The sequence below is a fragment of the Streptomyces sp. NPDC052299 genome (assembly GCF_040679335.1).
Classification (GTDB): Bacteria; Actinomycetota; Actinomycetes; order Streptomycetales; family Streptomycetaceae; genus Streptomyces.
Genome location: NZ_JBFAUP010000014.1, coordinates 121,404 through 137,122, shown reverse-complemented (window position 1 = coordinate 137,122; position 15,719 = coordinate 121,404). Strand labels below are relative to the sequence as shown.

At 72.4% G+C, this 15,719-nt stretch carries 13 protein-coding genes and 1 riboswitch; of the genes, 9 read left to right on the top strand and 4 right to left on the bottom strand.

The genetic code is table 11. From position 1 onward, the window contains the following. Positions 1 to 2 precede the first annotated feature (2 nt). Positions 3 to 2,453, bottom strand: a complete 2,451-nt coding sequence (locus tag AB0L33_RS23790; protein WP_365684510.1) for a DNA topoisomerase IV subunit A — start codon at positions 2,451 to 2,453, stop codon at positions 3 to 5. Between the two features lie 311 nt (positions 2,454 to 2,764). Between AB0L33_RS23790 and AB0L33_RS23785 the strand changes: the two genes are divergently transcribed. From AB0L33_RS23785 to AB0L33_RS23770, 4 genes are all read left to right on the top strand, one after another. After that, on the top strand, positions 2,765 to 4,129 hold the full coding sequence (locus AB0L33_RS23785; RefSeq protein ID WP_365684508.1) for a pitrilysin family protein: 1,365 nt from the start codon (positions 2,765 to 2,767) through the stop codon (positions 4,127 to 4,129). A gap of 26 nt (positions 4,130 to 4,155) precedes the next feature. After that, complete coding sequence (locus AB0L33_RS23780) at positions 4,156 to 5,538, top strand: pitrilysin family protein (protein ID WP_365684657.1); 1,383 nt, start codon at positions 4,156 to 4,158, stop codon at positions 5,536 to 5,538. 255 nt (positions 5,539 to 5,793) lie between these two features. Next, positions 5,794 to 5,961: riboswitch (cyclic di-AMP (ydaO/yuaA leader) on the top strand. 12 nt (positions 5,962 to 5,973) lie between these two features. Continuing rightward, positions 5,974 to 6,813, top strand: a complete 840-nt coding sequence (locus AB0L33_RS23775) for a M23 family metallopeptidase (RefSeq protein WP_365684506.1) — start codon at positions 5,974 to 5,976, stop codon at positions 6,811 to 6,813. Positions 6,814 to 7,033: 220 nt separating this feature from the next. Continuing rightward, the gene (locus tag AB0L33_RS23770) at positions 7,034 to 7,738 is read left to right on the top strand and encodes a GntR family transcriptional regulator (protein WP_365684504.1); all 705 of its coding nucleotides are present in this window, start codon (positions 7,034 to 7,036) and stop codon (positions 7,736 to 7,738) included. Positions 7,739 to 7,908: 170 nt separating this feature from the next. On the opposite strand, the gene AB0L33_RS23765 is transcribed toward AB0L33_RS23770, so the two are convergent. Further along, positions 7,909 to 8,190, bottom strand: coding sequence for an HPr family phosphocarrier protein (locus AB0L33_RS23765; protein WP_018105371.1), 282 nt, complete (start codon positions 8,188 to 8,190; stop codon positions 7,909 to 7,911). 173 nt (positions 8,191 to 8,363) lie between these two features. On the opposite strand from AB0L33_RS23765, the gene AB0L33_RS23760 reads away from it, so the two are divergent. The 4 genes from AB0L33_RS23760 to AB0L33_RS23745 all read left to right on the top strand — a co-directional run bounded on the left by AB0L33_RS23760 (position 8,364) and on the right by AB0L33_RS23745 (position 13,927). Then, positions 8,364 to 11,354, top strand: coding sequence for a GNAT family N-acetyltransferase (locus tag AB0L33_RS23760; RefSeq protein ID WP_365684502.1), 2,991 nt, complete (start codon positions 8,364 to 8,366; stop codon positions 11,352 to 11,354). A gap of 88 nt (positions 11,355 to 11,442) precedes the next feature. Beyond that, positions 11,443 to 12,039, top strand: coding sequence for a DUF5998 family protein (locus AB0L33_RS23755; RefSeq protein WP_018105373.1), 597 nt, complete (start codon positions 11,443 to 11,445; stop codon positions 12,037 to 12,039). Next, positions 12,039 to 13,229, top strand: coding sequence for a nucleotide pyrophosphatase/phosphodiesterase family protein (locus AB0L33_RS23750; RefSeq protein ID WP_365684500.1), 1,191 nt, complete (start codon positions 12,039 to 12,041; stop codon positions 13,227 to 13,229). Before AB0L33_RS23755 ends, AB0L33_RS23750 begins: the two co-directional genes overlap by 1 nt. Before the next feature lie 47 nt (positions 13,230 to 13,276). Further along, a complete protein-coding gene (locus AB0L33_RS23745; RefSeq protein ID WP_365684498.1) occupies positions 13,277 to 13,927 on the top strand; it encodes a thymidine kinase in 651 nt (216 codons plus the stop codon). Positions 13,928 to 13,940: 13 nt separating this feature from the next. Here the strand turns inward: AB0L33_RS23745 and AB0L33_RS23740 are convergent, their stop codons facing one another. After that, a complete protein-coding gene (locus AB0L33_RS23740; protein ID WP_365684496.1) occupies positions 13,941 to 14,297 on the bottom strand; it encodes a MerR family transcriptional regulator in 357 nt (118 codons plus the stop codon). Between the two features lie 98 nt (positions 14,298 to 14,395). On the opposite strand from AB0L33_RS23740, the gene AB0L33_RS23735 reads away from it, so the two are divergent. Further along, the gene (locus AB0L33_RS23735) at positions 14,396 to 14,842 is read left to right on the top strand and encodes a hypothetical protein (protein ID WP_365684494.1); all 447 of its coding nucleotides are present in this window, start codon (positions 14,396 to 14,398) and stop codon (positions 14,840 to 14,842) included. Here the strand turns inward: AB0L33_RS23735 and AB0L33_RS23730 are convergent. After that, positions 14,814 to 15,590: a VOC family protein gene (locus AB0L33_RS23730; RefSeq protein ID WP_365684492.1), complete on the bottom strand. Its 777-nt coding sequence runs from the start codon at positions 15,588 to 15,590 to the stop codon at positions 14,814 to 14,816. The genes AB0L33_RS23735 and AB0L33_RS23730 overlap by 29 nt on opposite strands. Between the last annotated feature and the right edge of the window lie 129 nt (positions 15,591 to 15,719).

The window sequence follows — 15,719 nt, the reverse complement described above, 5'->3', positions numbered from 1 at the left end:
GCCTACGCCGGGCCGGCGATCACCGCGACCGGGCTCTCCAGCGGAGTCCCGGAACCGTCGCGCCGCGGGTCGGGCTCGGGCAGCGACGCCGGGGCGCCGTTCTTCTGCGCCGCCCTGGCCGGCAGCGCCCCCGCCCAGGCGAACACCAGCACGTCCTCGCCCTTGAGGAACCGCTGGCAGCGCACCCCACCGGTCGCCCGGCCCTTGCGCGGATACTGGTCGAACGGCGTCAGCTTGCAGGTCAGGACCGAGTCGTCGAGCGTGCCGTGCGAACCGGCGACCGTGAACACAGCGGCGTCCGCCGCCGGGTCCACCGCCGCGAACGACAGCACCCTTGCCCCCGCCGCCAGCTTGACGCCCGCCATGCCGCCGGCCGGCCGCCCCTGGGGGCGCACCTGTGCCGCGGGGTAGCGCAGGAGCTGCGCGTCCGAGGTGATGAAGACCAGGTCCTCCTCGCCCGTCCGCAGCTCCACCGCGCCGACGATCCGGTCGCCGTCCTTGAGGGTGATGACCTCCAGCTCGTCCTTGTTGGCCGGATAGTCCGGCACCACGCGCTTGACGACGCCCTGCAGCGTGCCGATGGCGAGACCGGGTGATGCCTCGTCGAGCGTGGTGAGGCAGACGACGTCCTCGTCCGCCTCCAGCGTGAGGAATTCGCCGACCGTCGCCCCGCCCGACAGATTGGGCGCCGCGTGCGTGTCCGGCAGCTGGGGGAGATCGATCACCGGGAGCCGGAGCAGCCGCCCGCTGGACGTCACCACGCCCACGTCCCCGCGAGCCGTCGCCGCCACCGACGAGACGATCACATCGTGTTTCGACCGCTTGGCGCCCTCGGCGACGACGACCGGTTCGTCGTTGGCCGTACGCGCCAGCAGGCCCGTCGAGGACAGCAGCACCCGGCACGGGTCGTCCGCCACCTCCAGCGGCACCGACGCGACCTGCGAACCGGCCGACTCCAGCAGCACCGTACGCCGGGCCGTGCCGAACTTCTTCGCGACGGCGGCCAGTTCCGCGGAGACCAGCTTGCGCAGCTCGGCGTCCGATTCCAGGATCGTCGTCAGCTCGGCGATCTCGGCGTCCAGCCGGTCCCGCTCGCTCTCCAGCTCGATCCGGTCGAAGCGGGTGAGCCGGCGCAGCGGCGTGTCGAGGATGTACTGCGTCTGGATCTCGCTCAGCGAGAAGCGCTCCATGAGCCGCTCCTTCGCCTGCGCCGAGTTGTCGCTGGACCGGATGAGCCGGATGACCTCGTCGATGTCGACCAGCGCGACGAGCAGGCCCTCGACCAGATGCAGGCGGTTGCGGCGCTTCGTCCGGCGGAACTCGCTGCGCCGGCGCACCACGTCGAAGCGGTGGTCGAGATAGACCTCCAGCAGCTCCTTCAGGCCCAGCGTGAGCGGCTGGCCGTCGACCAGCGCCACGTTGTTGATGCCGAAGGACTCCTCCATCGGCGTCAGCTTGTAGAGCTGCTCCAGCACCGCCTCCGGCACGAAGCCGTTCTTGATCTCGATGACCAGACGCAGGCCGTGCGAGCGGTCCGTGAGATCCTTGACGTCCGCGATGCCCTGCAGCTTCTTCGCCGAGACCAAGTCCTTGATCTTGGAGATGACCTTCTCGGGGCCGACGGTGAAGGGCAGTTCGGTGACGACGAGGCCCTTGCGGCGCGGCGTGACGTTCTCCACGGCGGCCGTGGCACGGATCTTGAACGTGCCGCGGCCGTTGGCGTAGGCGTCCTTGATGCCGCCGAGGCCCACGATCCGCCCGCCCGTCGGCAGGTCGGGACCGGGGACGTACCGCATCAGGGTCTCCAGGTCCGCGCCCGGATGCTTGATCAGATGCCGGGCCGCGGCGATGACCTCGCCCAGGTTGTGCGGCGGCATGTTGGTCGCCATGCCGACCGCGATCCCGGTCGTGCCGTTGACCAGGAGGTTGGGGTAGGCCGCCGGGAGGACGACCGGCTCCTGCTCCTGGCCGTCGTAGTTCGACTGGAAGGCGACCGTCTCCTCGTCGATCGACTCCGTCATCAGCGAGGTCGCGTCGGCCATCCGGCACTCGGTGTACCGCATGGCGGCCGGCGGGTCGTCGTTGCCCAGGGAGCCGAAGTTCCCGTGCCCGTCGACGAGGGGGAGGCGCATGGAGAACGGCTGGGCCATGCGCACCAGCGCGTCGTAGATCGACGCGTCGCCGTGCGGGTGCAGCTTGCCCATGACCTCGCCGACGACCCGGGCGCACTTCACGAAGCCGCGGTCCGGGCGCAGGCCCATCTCGTTCATCTGGTACACGATGCGGCGATGCACCGGCTTCATGCCGTCACGGGCGTCCGGGAGGGCGCGTGAGTAGATCACCGAGTACGCGTACTCGAGGAAGGAGCCCTGCATTTCGTCGACGACGTCGATGTCGAGGATCTTCTCCTCGAAGTCGACCGGCGGCGGGGTCTTCGTGCTGCGGCGGGCCATCGCTGCTGCGACTCCTTCACGGATTTCGAGCGGGCAACCTCAGGTTCCCTCAGGTTCTGACGCGGTCCATTGTGGACCGCCGCACTGACAACCCCGACCTCGACCCGTCCCAAAGGGCCCGCGCCGGCCGTCCCGAGGCGGCGGAGGACCACCTTCCGGGGAATTTCGCTCGCAGCTTCGCCGCACGGGAACTTCGGCAGGTGCCGGTTCGCTTGCATACAGTGGCGGGTGTCTTGAAGCAACCTTTCGAAGCAGCCTCCCGCAGCGGCTTCTTCATATGGACATCCAGTAGCGCGATCGAAGGGACGTACATGCCCATGGGTCACACGGCCACAGCCCAGGCCGGTTCCGGCGGCTTGACAGCGACCGAGCACCGTCTGGCCAACGGCCTGCGCGTGGTGCTCTCCGAGGACCATCTGACCCCGGTCGCGGCGGTGTGCCTCTGGTACGACGTCGGCTCACGCCACGAAGTCAAGGGCCGTACGGGCCTGGCCCACCTCTTCGAGCACCTGATGTTCCAGGGCTCGGGCCAGGTCAAGGGGAACGGACACTTCGAGCTGGTGCAGGGCGCCGGCGGCTCGCTGAACGGCACCACCAGTTTCGAGCGGACCAACTACTTCGAGACCATGCCCACGCACCAGCTGGAGCTGGCCCTGTGGCTCGAGGCCGACCGGATGGGCTCGCTGCTCTCCGCGCTCGACGAGGAGTCCATGGAGAACCAGCGCGACGTCGTCAAGAACGAGCGCCGCCAGCGCTACGACAACGTCCCGTACGGCACCGCGTTCGAGCGGCTGACCGCCCTGGCCTACCCCGAGGGCCATCCGTACCACCACACCCCGATCGGCTCCATGGCCGACCTCGACGCGGCGACCCTGGAGGACGCCCGCGCCTTCTTCCGTACGTACTACGCGCCGAACAACGCGGTGCTGTCGGTCGTCGGCGACATCGATCCCGAGCAGACCCTCGCCTGGATCGAGAAGTACTTCGGCTCCATCCCCTCCCACGACGGCAAGCAGCCGCCGCGCGACGGCTCGCTGCCCACGATCATGGGCGGCCAGCTGCGTGAGGAGGTACGCGAGGAGGTGCCGGCGCGCGCCCTGATGGCCGCGTACCGGCTGCCCCACGACGGCACCCGCGAGTGCGACGCCGCGGACCTCGCCCTGACCGTGCTCGGCGGCGGCGAGTCGTCCCGGCTGCACAACCGCCTGGTCCGGCGCGACCGTACGGCCGTGGCCGCCGGGTTCGGCCTGCTCCGGCTCGCCGGCGCGCCCTCCCTGGGCTGGCTGGACGTCAAGACGTCCGGCGGCGTGGAGGTGGCGGAGATCGAGGCCGCCGTCGACGAGGAGCTTGCCCGGTTCGCCGAGGAAGGCCCCACGGCCGAGGAGATGGAGCGCGCCCAAGCCCAGTTGGAGCGCGAATGGCTGGACCGCCTCGGTACGGTCGCGGGCCGCGCCGACGAACTGTGCCGGTACGCCGTGCTGTTCGGCGACCCCCAGCTGGCGCTGTCCGCCGTGCACCGGGTCCTCGACGTCACGGCCGAGGAGGTCAAGGCGGCCGCCCAGGCGCAGCTGCGGCCCGACAACCGGGCGGTTCTCGTCTACGAACCGGTCGAGCCCGCCGAGGCCGCCGAAGAGGCCGACACCGACACCGACGCGCACGAAGGGGCGGACCAGTGACCGACGCTGCCGCGACTGAAGTTCCGATGCAGTTCCACCCCCAGCCCGCTCCCGGCGTGGCCCGGCCGTGGGCCTTCCCCGCGCCCGAGCGGGGCTCCCTGCCCAACGGCCTCACCGTCCTGCGCTGCCACCGCCCCGGCCAGCAGGTCGTCGCCGTCGAGATCTTCCTCGCCGCCCCCCTGGACGCCGAGCCCGAGGGTCTGGACGGCGTGGCCACGATCATGTCGCGCGCCCTGTCCGAGGGCACCGACAAGCAGAGCGCCGAGGAGTTCGCCGCCGAGCTGGAGCGGTGCGGTGCCACCCTCGACGCCCACGCCGACCACCCCGGCGTCCGGGTCTCGCTGGAGGTCCCGGCCTCGCGTCTGGCCAAGGCGCTCGGCCTGGTCGCCGAGGCGCTGCGGGCGCCGGCCTTCGCCGAAAGCGAGATCGAGCGCCTGGTGCGGAACCGGCTGGACGAGATTCCGCACGAGCAGGCCAACCCGGCCCGCCGTGCGGCCAAGCAGCTCTCCAAGGAGCTGTTCCCGGCCACGGCCCGCATGTCCCGCCCGCGCCTGGGCACCGAGGAGACCATCGGGCGGATCGACGCCGCGGCCGTGCGCGCCTTCTACGACGCGCACATCCGGCCGTCCACGGCGACCGCCGTGGTCGTCGGCGACCTCACCGGCATCGACCTGGACGCGCTGCTCGCCGACACCCTCGGCGACTGGTCCGGGAACGCCGCCGAGCCCCGTCCCGTGCCGCCGATCACGGCCGACGACACCGGCCGGGTGATCATTGTGGACCGCCCCGGCGCGGTGCAGACGCAGCTGCTGATCGGCCGCATCGGCGCCGACCGCCACGACAGCGTGTGGCCCGCCCAGGTCCTCGGCACCTACTGCCTCGGCGGCACGCTGACCTCCCGGCTCGACCGGGTGCTGCGCGAGGAGAAGGGCTACACCTACGGCGTACGGGCCTTCGCCCAGGTGCTCCGCTCCGGTGCCGCCGACTCCGTCTCGGGTGCGACGGGCGCCGCGATGCTCGCCATCAGCGGTTCCGTGGACACCGAGTCCACCGGGCCGGCGCTGGACGACCTGTGGAAGGTCCTGCGGACGCTGGCCGCCGAGGGCCTGACCGACGCCGAGCGCGAGACGGCCGTGCAGAACCTCGTGGGCGTCGCACCGCTGAAGTTCGAGACGGCGGCCTCCGTGGCGAGCACGCTCGCCGACCAGGTGGAACAGCACCTCCCGGACGACTACCAGGCGACGCTGTACGCCCGCCTCGCCGAGACCGGCACCGTGGAGGCGACCGCGGCCGTGGTCAGCGCCTTCCCGGTGGACCGGCTGGTCACGGTCCTGGTCGGGGACGCCTCGCGCATCGAGGAGCCGGTCAGGGCGCTCGGCATCGGTGAGGTGTCGGTCGTCACCGGCTGATCCGCCGCTCAACCCGCCCCACGGGTAAGGGGGAGGGTCCCGCGCCGCGGTCGCGCCGGACCCTCCTCACCACCTGGTCCCCTTCTCCCCTTCTCCCCTTCTCCCCTTCTCCTCTTCTGTCCCTTTTGTCCGCTAAGTGGTCGGCTCGCCCTGTGGGATGCGCTACAAAACCCCATGTCCGTTTGGTGGCGTGAAGTCCGTCCGCTTAGCGTCGGGTCCGCTGTCCGCCACTCGTACGCGCATCCGTGACGTACCGGGCAGCCATCGCCGAGTCCCCGTCAGGCGCGAGCCTGGGGAGCCGGGGACCCACGCAGTCCCTGGGGTGAATCGGATGCCCGCACTCCGTCCGGAGTGAGGCGTCCGTAGGAGACCTTCCTGCTCCGAACCCGTCAGCTAACCCGGTAGGCGAGAAGGAAGGAAAGGACCCGCCACCCCATGGCGTTCACCCGTGCCACCGGGAAGCACCGTGCCCCGAGCCGCCTGACCCGCGCCGGCGCCAAGGCCGTCGGCGTCGCGACGCTCGCCGCAGGCGGTGTCATCGGCTCCCTGGCCTCCCCGGCCCTCGCCGCCGACTCCGGGACGGCCCCCGCCGCCACCGAGACCGGCCTCTCCCAGCTCCTCGCCATCGAGAACACCCTCGCCGACCGGATCGACGCCCAGGCCGCCGCGCAGCAGCACCAGGCCGAGGCCGCCGAGAAGAAGGCTGAGGCCAAGGCGAAGGCGGTGGCCAAGAAGAAGGCCGAGGCCGCGAAGAAGAGGGCCGCCGAGAAGGCCGCCAAGGCCAAGGAAGCGGCCAAGGCGAAGGCCAGGGCCGCCCGCGAGGCTTCCGCCCGTGCCGGCCGCTCCACCACCCGCACCGCGCTGGGCTCCTCCTACCAGCTGCCCGTCGCCGGCTCGTACGTGACCACGGGCTACAAGTCCAGCGGCTCGCTCTGGTCGTCCGGCAGTCACTCCGGCATCGACTTCCACGCCGCGTCCGGCAGCTCCGTCGTCGCTGTCGGCGCCGGCACGGTCGTGGAGGCCGGCTGGGGCGGAGCGTACGGCAACAACATCGTGCTCCGGATGACGGACGGCACGTACACCCAGTACGGCCACCTCTCCTCGATCGGCGTATCCGTCGGCCAGAGCGTCGCGGCCGGCCAGCAGATCGGACTCTCCGGCTCGACCGGCAACTCCACCGGACCGCACCTCCACTTCGAGGCCCGCACCACGCCCTCCTACGGCTCGGACATGGACCCGGTCGCGTATCTGCGCGCCCACGGCGTCAGCGTCTGACCGTTCGCAGCCCCCCACCGAAGACCCCGGCACCCCGCCGGGGTCTTCGCCGTTCCCGCACCCGTGCACGTGCCTCTCGTGCGCCTTCCGCCGCTCGGTCGTGACCAAAAGATATTCATGAATTAACGCTCGGCATCGGAAATGCGAGCGCATTGCAATAGAGTCACGCCAGAGGTGTCGATCGGCCGCTGTTCGCGGGGATTGAGGCGGAGGTTCGGACATGCGTGTTCCGGCGCATTCGGTATGCACGGCAATCCGTGACGACATCGTCTCCGGTGTCTTCGAACGCGGCAGCCGGCTCACCGAGGAGGTACTCGCACGGCGCTACGGGGTCTCCCGCGTCCCGGTACGGGAAGCGCTGCGCACCCTGGAGTCGGAGGGCTTCGTCGTCACCCGGAGACACGCCGGAGCCTGCGTCGCCGAGCCCTCGGAGCAGGAGGCCGCCGACCTCCTGGAGGTCCGCATGCTGCTGGAGCCGCTGAGCGCGGCCCGCGCGGCCCAGCGCCGGACGGAGGCCCACCTCAAGGTGTTGCGCGGCCTGGTCAGGCTCGGGCAGGAGCGGGCCCGCCGGGGCGAGGGCGAGGACCTGCGCTCCTTGGCCGGCTGGTTCCACGAGACGCTGGCCCAGGCATCGGGCAGCCCCGGCCTCATCGCCCTGCTCACCCAGCTCCGCCACAAGATCGCCTGGATGTACGCGGTCGAGCAGCCGGCCCGCCCGGCCGACGCCTGGGCCGAGCACGGCGCCCTCGTGGACGCCGTGGCGCGCGGGGACGCGGAGCGGGCCAGGGCCCTGGCCGCGCAGCTCGCCGAACGCCACGGCGCCGCGCACCGGCTCCGCCGCGCCGCCCGCCCCGCCACCGTGCCCCGGGCCGGCCGTGTGAGGGCTTCGCAACGTCCCGTAAACACCGCGAGCGGCCGGAATTAACAAAGGCCGCGTACAAATAGAGAAAGGCGCGTGCAAAAACAGGAAAAGGCGTCGCCTGCCTATTCGGTCCGGTCGTCATGGTCCGGGTCCGTGCACGCAAAAGCCGCGGCGCCCCATGCAGGGGGCCGCGGCTTTCCCGTAGGAATGCCGGCGGTGCCGGCCACTCGGGCTCAGACGGTCTCCGGAAGCTCCTCGAGGCCCTCGGCGACCAGCTTCGCCAGACGGTCCAGGGCGGCCTCGGCGTTGTCCGCGTCGGACGCGAGCACGATCTCCTCGCCGCCCTGGGCGCCGAGGCCGAGCACCGCGAGCATGGAGGCCGCGTTGACCGGGTTGCCGTCCGCCTTGGCGATGGTGACGGGAACGCCGGAGGCCGTAGCGGCACGGACGAAGATGGAAGCGGGGCGGGCGTGCAGGCCCTCGGCCCAACCGACGTTTACGCGGCGCTCAGCCATGGTTCTGCCCTTCACGAATCAACGGTTGTCTAGACCAGTGTCTCATGTGGTGCGCGATGCTCCGGGCAGACCCGCGGGCCCTCCCGGGCGCCGCGCCCACGGTCTTCCGGAGACCTCAGACTGCCCCGGCCCCGGCACCCCCGCGACCGGTGCGACAGCCGTAGGCTTTCCTCATGCAGCCCTCTCCGGAGCAGAGTCCGCATCACGCCTACCCCGATCACTGGGAGGCGGACGTGGTGCTCCGCGACGGCGGCACCGCGCGCATCAGGCCGATCACCACGGACGACGCCGAGCGGCTGGTCAGCTTCTACGAGCAGGTTTCCGACGAGTCGAAGTACTACCGCTTCTTCGCGCCCTACCCCCGGCTCTCCGCCAAGGACGTCCACCGCTTCACCCATCACGACTACGTCGACAGGGTGGGGCTGGCCGTCACGGTGGGCGGCGAGTTCATCGCCACCGTCCGCTACGACCGGATCGACGCGACCGGCCGCCCCGCCTCCGCCCCCGCCGACGAGGCCGAGGTCGCCTTCCTCGTCCAGGACGCCCACCAGGGCCGGGGCGTGGCCTCGACCCTGCTCGAACACATCGCGGCCGTCGCCCGCGAGCGGGGCATCCGGCGCTTCGCTGCCGAAGTGCTGCCCGCCAACACCAAGATGATCAAGGTGTTCCGGGACGCCGGCTACACCCAGCAGCGCAGCTTCGAGGACGGCTCCGTCCACCTCACCCTGGACCTCGAACCGACCGCGGAATCCCTCGCCGTCCAGCGCGCCCGCGAACAGCGCGCCGAAGCCAAGTCCGTACAGCGGCTGCTCGCCCCCGGCTCCGTCGCCGTCATCGGCGTCGGCCGCACCCCCGGCGGCGTCGGCCGCACGGTCCTGCGCAACCTGCTCGGCGCGGGCTTCACCGGCCGCGTCCACGCGGTGAACAGCGCGTTCCCCGCGGACCAGGACACCATCGACGGGGTCCCCGCGCACCGCTCCCTGGGGGAGATCGGCCGGCCGGTCGACCTCGCGGTGGTCGCCGTGCCCGCCGACCGGGTCCCGGAAGCCGTCGCGGACTGCGGCGAGCGCGGCGTCCAGGGGCTGGTGGTCCTCTCCGCCGGTTACGCCGAGTGGGGCGCCGAGGGCCGCGAGCGCCAGCGGGAACTGGTGCGCCAGGCCCGTTCGTACGGCATGCGGATCATCGGGCCCAACGCGTTCGGCATCATCAACAACTCCGAGGCGGTCCGGCTCAACGCCTCGCTCGCCCCGGACCGGCCCGCCTCCGGGCGCATCGGCCTGTTCACCCAGTCCGGTGCCATCGGCATCGCCCTGCTCTCCGGGCTCTACCGGCGCGGCGCGGGGCTCTCCACCTTCATCTCGGCCGGCAACCGGGCCGACATCTCCGGCAACGACTTCCTCCAGTACTGGTACGAGGACCCGGACACCGATGTCGCCCTGCTCTACCTGGAATCGCTGGGCAACCCGCGCAAGTTCACCCGCCTCGCCCGCCGTACCGCCGCCGTGAAGCCGGTCGTCGTGGTCAAGGGCGCCCGGCACAGCGGCTCCACCCCGCCCGGCCACGCCGTCCCCGTCAGCCGCATCCCCGACTCCACGGTCTCCGCGCTGATGCGGCAGGCGGGCGTCATCCGCGTCGACACGGTCACGGAGATGGTCGACGCCGGACTGCTCCTCGCCGACCAGCCGCTCCCGGCGGGCGGACGCGTCGCGATCCTCGGCAACTCGGAGTCCCTGGGGCTGCTCACGTACGACGTGTGCCTGGCCGAGGGGCTTCGGCCGCGCCCGCCGATCGACCTCACCACCTCCGCCACTCCGCAGGACTTCCGGGACGCGCTCTCGGCGGCGCTGGCCGACGGGGCGTGCGACGCCGTGATCGTGACGGCGATCCCGTGGGTCGGCGAGAACGGCGAGGCGGAGTCGGGCGACGGCGAGGTCCTGGCCACCGCCCTGCACGCGGCGGCCGCCGCCGGACCGGCCAAGCCGGTCGCCGTGGTGCACGTAGAGATCGGCGGCCTGGCGGAGGCGCTGGCGGCCGCCACCAGCACGGTGGCCCAGCCGCGCCCGGCCACCCAGCCGTTCGCGGCGGCCCGAGAGGCGCCGGGAGCCGTCGCGCCGGGGGCCCCCACCGCGTCGCCGAGCGGCAGGGCCGGCACCCCGGCGGCCACCGCACCATCCGCCGCAGCGGCAGGCGCGGCGCCGAACGCCGCGCAGCCCGCCGCCGCGGACGGCACCCCCCAAGCCCCCCAAGCCCCCGAGTCCCACGGCGTCGACCAGGACGCCCCCCGCATCGGCCGTATCCCGGCCTACCCCGCCGCCGAGCGCGCCGTGCGGGCGCTCGCCGAGGCGGTGCGGTACGCGCAGTGGCGGCGCCAGGCCGCGACGCCCGGCAAGGTGCCCGACTTCCTCGACGAGACCATCGACACCCAGGGCGCCGCCGCCCGCATCGACGCGCTCCTCGGCGAGGACCCCGACCCGCGCGGCCGGCCGCTCGGCCACGACGAGGCCCGCGAACTGCTCGCCTGCTACGGCATCGCCGTCCGCCCCACGCTGCCCGCCCCCGGCCCGGAGGAGGCGGTGGCCGCGGCCGCCCGGCTCGGTTATCCGGTAGCGCTCAAGACGACCGCGCCCCATCTGCGCCACCGGGCCGACCTCGGCGGCGTACGCCTGGACCTCGACAGCGAGGCGGCCCTGCGCCGGGCGTACGGCGACCTCACCGACCTGCTCGGCAAGCCAGCGGAGCTGCGGCCCGTCGTCCAGGCCATGGCCCCGCGCGGCGTCGACACCGTCGTACGGGCGGCCATCGACCCGGCCGCGGGCGCCGTGCTCTCCTTCGGTCTCGCCGGGGCGCCCTCGGAACTGCTCGGCGACACCGCCCACCGCTTGGTCCCCGCCACCGACCGCGACGCCGCCGAGCTGATCCGGTCCATCCGCGCGGCCCCCGTCCTGTTCGGCTGGCGCGGCGCGGCGCCGGTGGACACCGCCGCACTGGAGGAGCTGTTGCTGCGGGTCTCCCGGCTGGTGGACGACCATCCCGAGGTGGTCTCCATCGCCCTGGAACCGGTCGTGGTCGCCCCGCAGGGCCTCTCGGTCCTCGGGGCGAGCGTGCGCCTGTCGCCGCCCCCGGCCCGGAACGACCTCGGCCCGCGCCGCCTGTCCAACTACTGACGGGCCCCGCTCGCGTCCCCCTGGACCGGCCGGGGCAGGGCTCCGGCGGCGTCCCCGGCAGCCATCCGGCCCCCGTAGGATGGTTCCCATGGCTAAGACCGGTACGACGACCCAGGGGCTGCGCGCGGCGATCGAGCGCAGCGGCTACTACCCGGCCCTCGTGGCCGAGGCGGTGGAGGCCGCCGTGGGCGGTGAGCCGGTCGCTTCGTACCTGGTGCACCAGGAGACGACCTTCGACTCCAACGAGGTGCGCCGGCACGTCACGGTGCTGGTGCTCACGGACACCCGCTTCATCGTCAGCCACACCGACGAGCAGAACGCGGACACCAGCTCCCCGTCGCCGTACGCCACCACCTCGACGGAGTCGGTCAAGCTGGACCGGATCTCCTCGGTCGTGGTCAGCCGTGTCGTCGCCAACCCGGAGAAGTACGTTCCGGGCACCCTGCCCCGCGAGGTCGTCCTGACCATCGGCTGGGGCGCGGTCTCCCGGATCGACCTGGAGCCGGCCGCCTGCGGCGACCCGAACTGCGAGGCGGACCACGGCTACACCGGCAGCACCACCGCCGACGACCTCAGCCTGCGGGTCAGCGAGGCCGGCGACGGCCCGGACACCGTGCGCCAGACCCTCGCCTTCGCCCAGGCGCTCTCCGAGGCCACGGTCGCGACCCCCGCGGCCGGCCGCTGATGGTCCAGCCGGCCTGGCCGGACGACTTCGTCCCGCTGCCCGTCGACACCGCGCCCGTGCCGGAGTACGGCAGTGGCTCGCTCGCCGATCTGCTGCCCACGCTGCTCGCGGGCCAGGAAGTGCCCGGCTTCGACGCGGCCATCGGCGAACTCGCTCCCGCCGACCGGAACTGCGTCTTCCTGATCGACGGCCTCGGCTGGGAACAGATAAAGGCCCACCCCGACGAGGCCCCGTTCCTGCACTCCCTGCTGCCGACCTCGCGCGGCGGCTCCGGCCGCCCGATCACGGCCGGCTTCCCGGCCACCACGGCGACGTCACTGGCCTCCGTGGGCACCGGCCTGCCCCCGGGCGAGCACGGTCTTCCCGGCTACACCGTTCGTAACCCCGAAACCGGCGAGCTGATGAACCAGCTCCGCTGGAAGCCGTGGACCCCGCCGAAGGCGTGGCAGCCCCACCCCACCCTTTTCCAGCTCGCCGACGCCGCCGGAGTGCGCACCGCCCAGGTCTCCGCCCCCGCCTTCGAGCAGACCCCGCTGACCAAGGTCGCACTGAGCGGCGGCTCCTTCCTCGGCCGGCTCAGCGGCGAGGAGCGGATGGACACCGCCGCCGAACGGCTGGCCGCCGGAGACCGCTCGCTCGTCTACACGTACTACAGCGAGGTCGACGGCAAGGGGCACCGCTTCGGCACCGACTCCGACGCCTGGCGCGGACAGCTGATGTACGTCGACGGGCTGGCCCGTCGCCTGGCGGAGCAGCTTCCGCCGCGCTCGGCGCTCTACATCACCGCCGACCACGGCATGATCGACATTCCCTTCGACGAGCAGTCCCGGATCGACTTCGACGAGGACTGGGAGCTGAGCGCCGGCGTCGCGCTGCTCGGCGGCGAGGGCCGGGCGCGGCACGTGTACGCCGTCCCGGGCGCCGCGTCCGACGTGCTGGCCGTCTGGCGCGAGGTGCTGGGCGAGCAGTTCTGGGTCGCGAGCCGGGACGAGGCCGTCGCCGCGGGCTGGTTCGGCCCCCGCGTCGACGAGCGCGTCCACGGCAGGATCGGCGACGTGGTCGCCGCCGCCCACGACGACGTGGTCATCACCGCCTCGCGCAACGAGCCGCACGAGTCGGCCATGGTCGGCATGCACGGCTCCATGACCCCCGTCGAGCAGTTCGTCCCGCTCCTCGAAGTACGCTCCTAGCCGCTTCGCCGCTCGCTCTTCCCCTTCCGAAAGGTGCTCAACCCCTCATGCCCGAGCTTGTGTTCTTCTCCGGAACGATGGACTGCGGAAAGAGCACCCTGGCCCTCCAGATCGGCCACAACCGATCGGCGAGGGGCTTGCAGGGCGTGATCTTCACCCGGGACGACCGGGCGGGGGAGGGAAAGCTCTCGTCCCGCCTCGGCCTGGTCACGGAGGCCGTCGAGGCCGACGAGAACATGGACCTCTACGCGTATCTCGTCGCCCAGCTGTCCCAGGGCGGCAGGGCCGACTACGTGATCGTGGACGAGGCGCAGTTCCTGGCCCCGGCTCAGATCGACCAGCTGGCCCGGGTCGTGGACGACCTGGAGATGGACGTCTTCGCCTTCGGCATCACGACGGACTTCCGCACCCGGCTCTTCCCCGGCTCGCAACGGCTGGTCGAGCTCGCCGACCGCATGGAACAGCTCCAGGTCGAAGCCCTCTGCTGGTGCGGCGCCCGCGCCACGCACAACGCCCGGACCGTGGACGGCGAAATGGTCGTGGAGGGCGCACAGGTCGTCGTCGGCGATGTGAACCGCCCGGCGGGCGAGGTCGGTTACGAGGTCCTGTGCCGCCGCCACCACCGACGCCGCGCGACGGCGGCCTCGGCACAGGCGGCCGCGCTCTCCCCGGACGTCCTGCCGGTGAGCTCCGCCTGACAGGGCAATACACCTAGCCCGCCGCCCGCAGCGGGCAGCCCGTGCCGGCGCGTGCGGTGAGGTCGGCTCGCAGCGCGGTGAGCTGGGCCATGCGTGCGTCGATCGCCGCGATCTTCTCCTCGAACAGAGCGGACAGCGCCTGGGCGCTGTCCGGCGCATCGCGCAGTTCCTCGCCCGTGCGCGCGATCTCGGCCAGCGAGAAGCCCAGCGCCTGGGCGGTGCGGACGTAGGCGAGCCAGGGGACCGTCTCCGGCGGAAAGTCGCGGTAGCCGTTGGGCAGCCGCTGCCCGGCGATCAGCCCGGTTCTCTCGTAGAAGCGGATGGTGTCCCTGCTCAGCCCCGTCTGCGCGGCCAGCTCACCGATGCGCACGGCTCTCCCGCCTTCCGGGTTCGCGGACTTGACCCTGGACAGTACTCCAGTGTTTACGGTCGGGGGCGTCCGTGAAGGAAGCCGTCAGGAGCCACGCCTTGTTCCGTACCGTCACGCCCTCCCACCCCGCCTATCCGCGTTTCGTACGCGCGAGCGCGTGGTACGACCTCGTCGTCACCGCGGGGTTCGCCACCCCGTGGACATACCGGTCGGCGCACGACGTGCTGTCCCGGCTCGGGGAGGCGATCGGGGCGGGCGCCCTGCCCGCCCTCGACCCGATCGAAACCCTCTACGCCAACCTCATGGGGTCGGTGGTGGTCGTCTGGGCGCTCCTGCGCCTCGTCCGCCCGCTGCCGGCGCACGGTCTGTACGACGGCCTCGCGCGCACGCTGTTCGCCCTGTGGCAGGCGTACGCGCTCGCCCACGGCGCACCGTACTGGCTCTGGCTGTTCCTGGTGGCCGAGGTGGCGTTCGGCGTCGTTCAGCTCGCGCCCTGGCGGCTGGTGCGCGGTGCGGTCAGCGCGCCGCCGAGCGCTGGATCGTGAAGACCGCGCCCTCCGGGTCCGCGACCGTCGCCACCCTGCCGCTCGGGCCCTCCCTCGGCGGGCTCAGGACCTGCCCGCCGAGCTCCGCCACCTGCTGCGCGGCCTCGTCCGTGTCGGCCACCTCGAAGTACGTCATCCAGTGCGGTCCCCGGTCGCGCAGCAGGGCGTGGCCGACGCCGTGCAGCGAGGCGACCGGGCGGCCGTGGAGGTGCAGCGTCTGGTAGTCGAAGTCCGCCGAGACGACGGCCTTGGTCTCGTAGCCGAAGACCGCCTGGTAGAACTTGGCGACCGTCGACGTCTCCCTGGTCACCAGCTCGTTCCAGACCGGGGTGCCGGGCGCCCCGGCCAGCGTGGTGCCGACGTGCGCGGCGGCCTGCCAGATGCCGAAGACGGCGCCGCCCGGGTCGGAGGCGATGGCCATCCGGCCCGCCTCGCCCGCGTCGAGCGGCCCGACGCCGACCGTGCCGCCGCAGGCCCGGATGGCCTCCGCCGTCTGATCCGCGTCGTCGGTGGCCAGGTAGGTCGTCCAGGCGATCGGGAGATGCCGGTCCGGCGGCAACTGGCCGATGCCCGCGACCTCCTTCCCGTCGATCAGCGCCCGTACGTACGGGCCGAGCTGCTCGGGGCCGGGGCCGAACTCCCAGCCGAACAGCTCGGCGTAGAAGTTCTGGGTCGTGCGCAGGCCGTGCACGATCAGGCTCACCCAGCAAGGTGTTCCGGGTGTACGCCGAGCGGCAGCCTCGGTCATCGTCACTCTCCTCGGACCATCGTGGTGGCCGTACGGGAAAACGGGGCCGGCGCGCCGTGGTGCGGTGCGAGTCGTGTACGCCCCGTGCAGATGCTTGCACCACCGGGCGCGGGATGCGCTCCGGCCGCG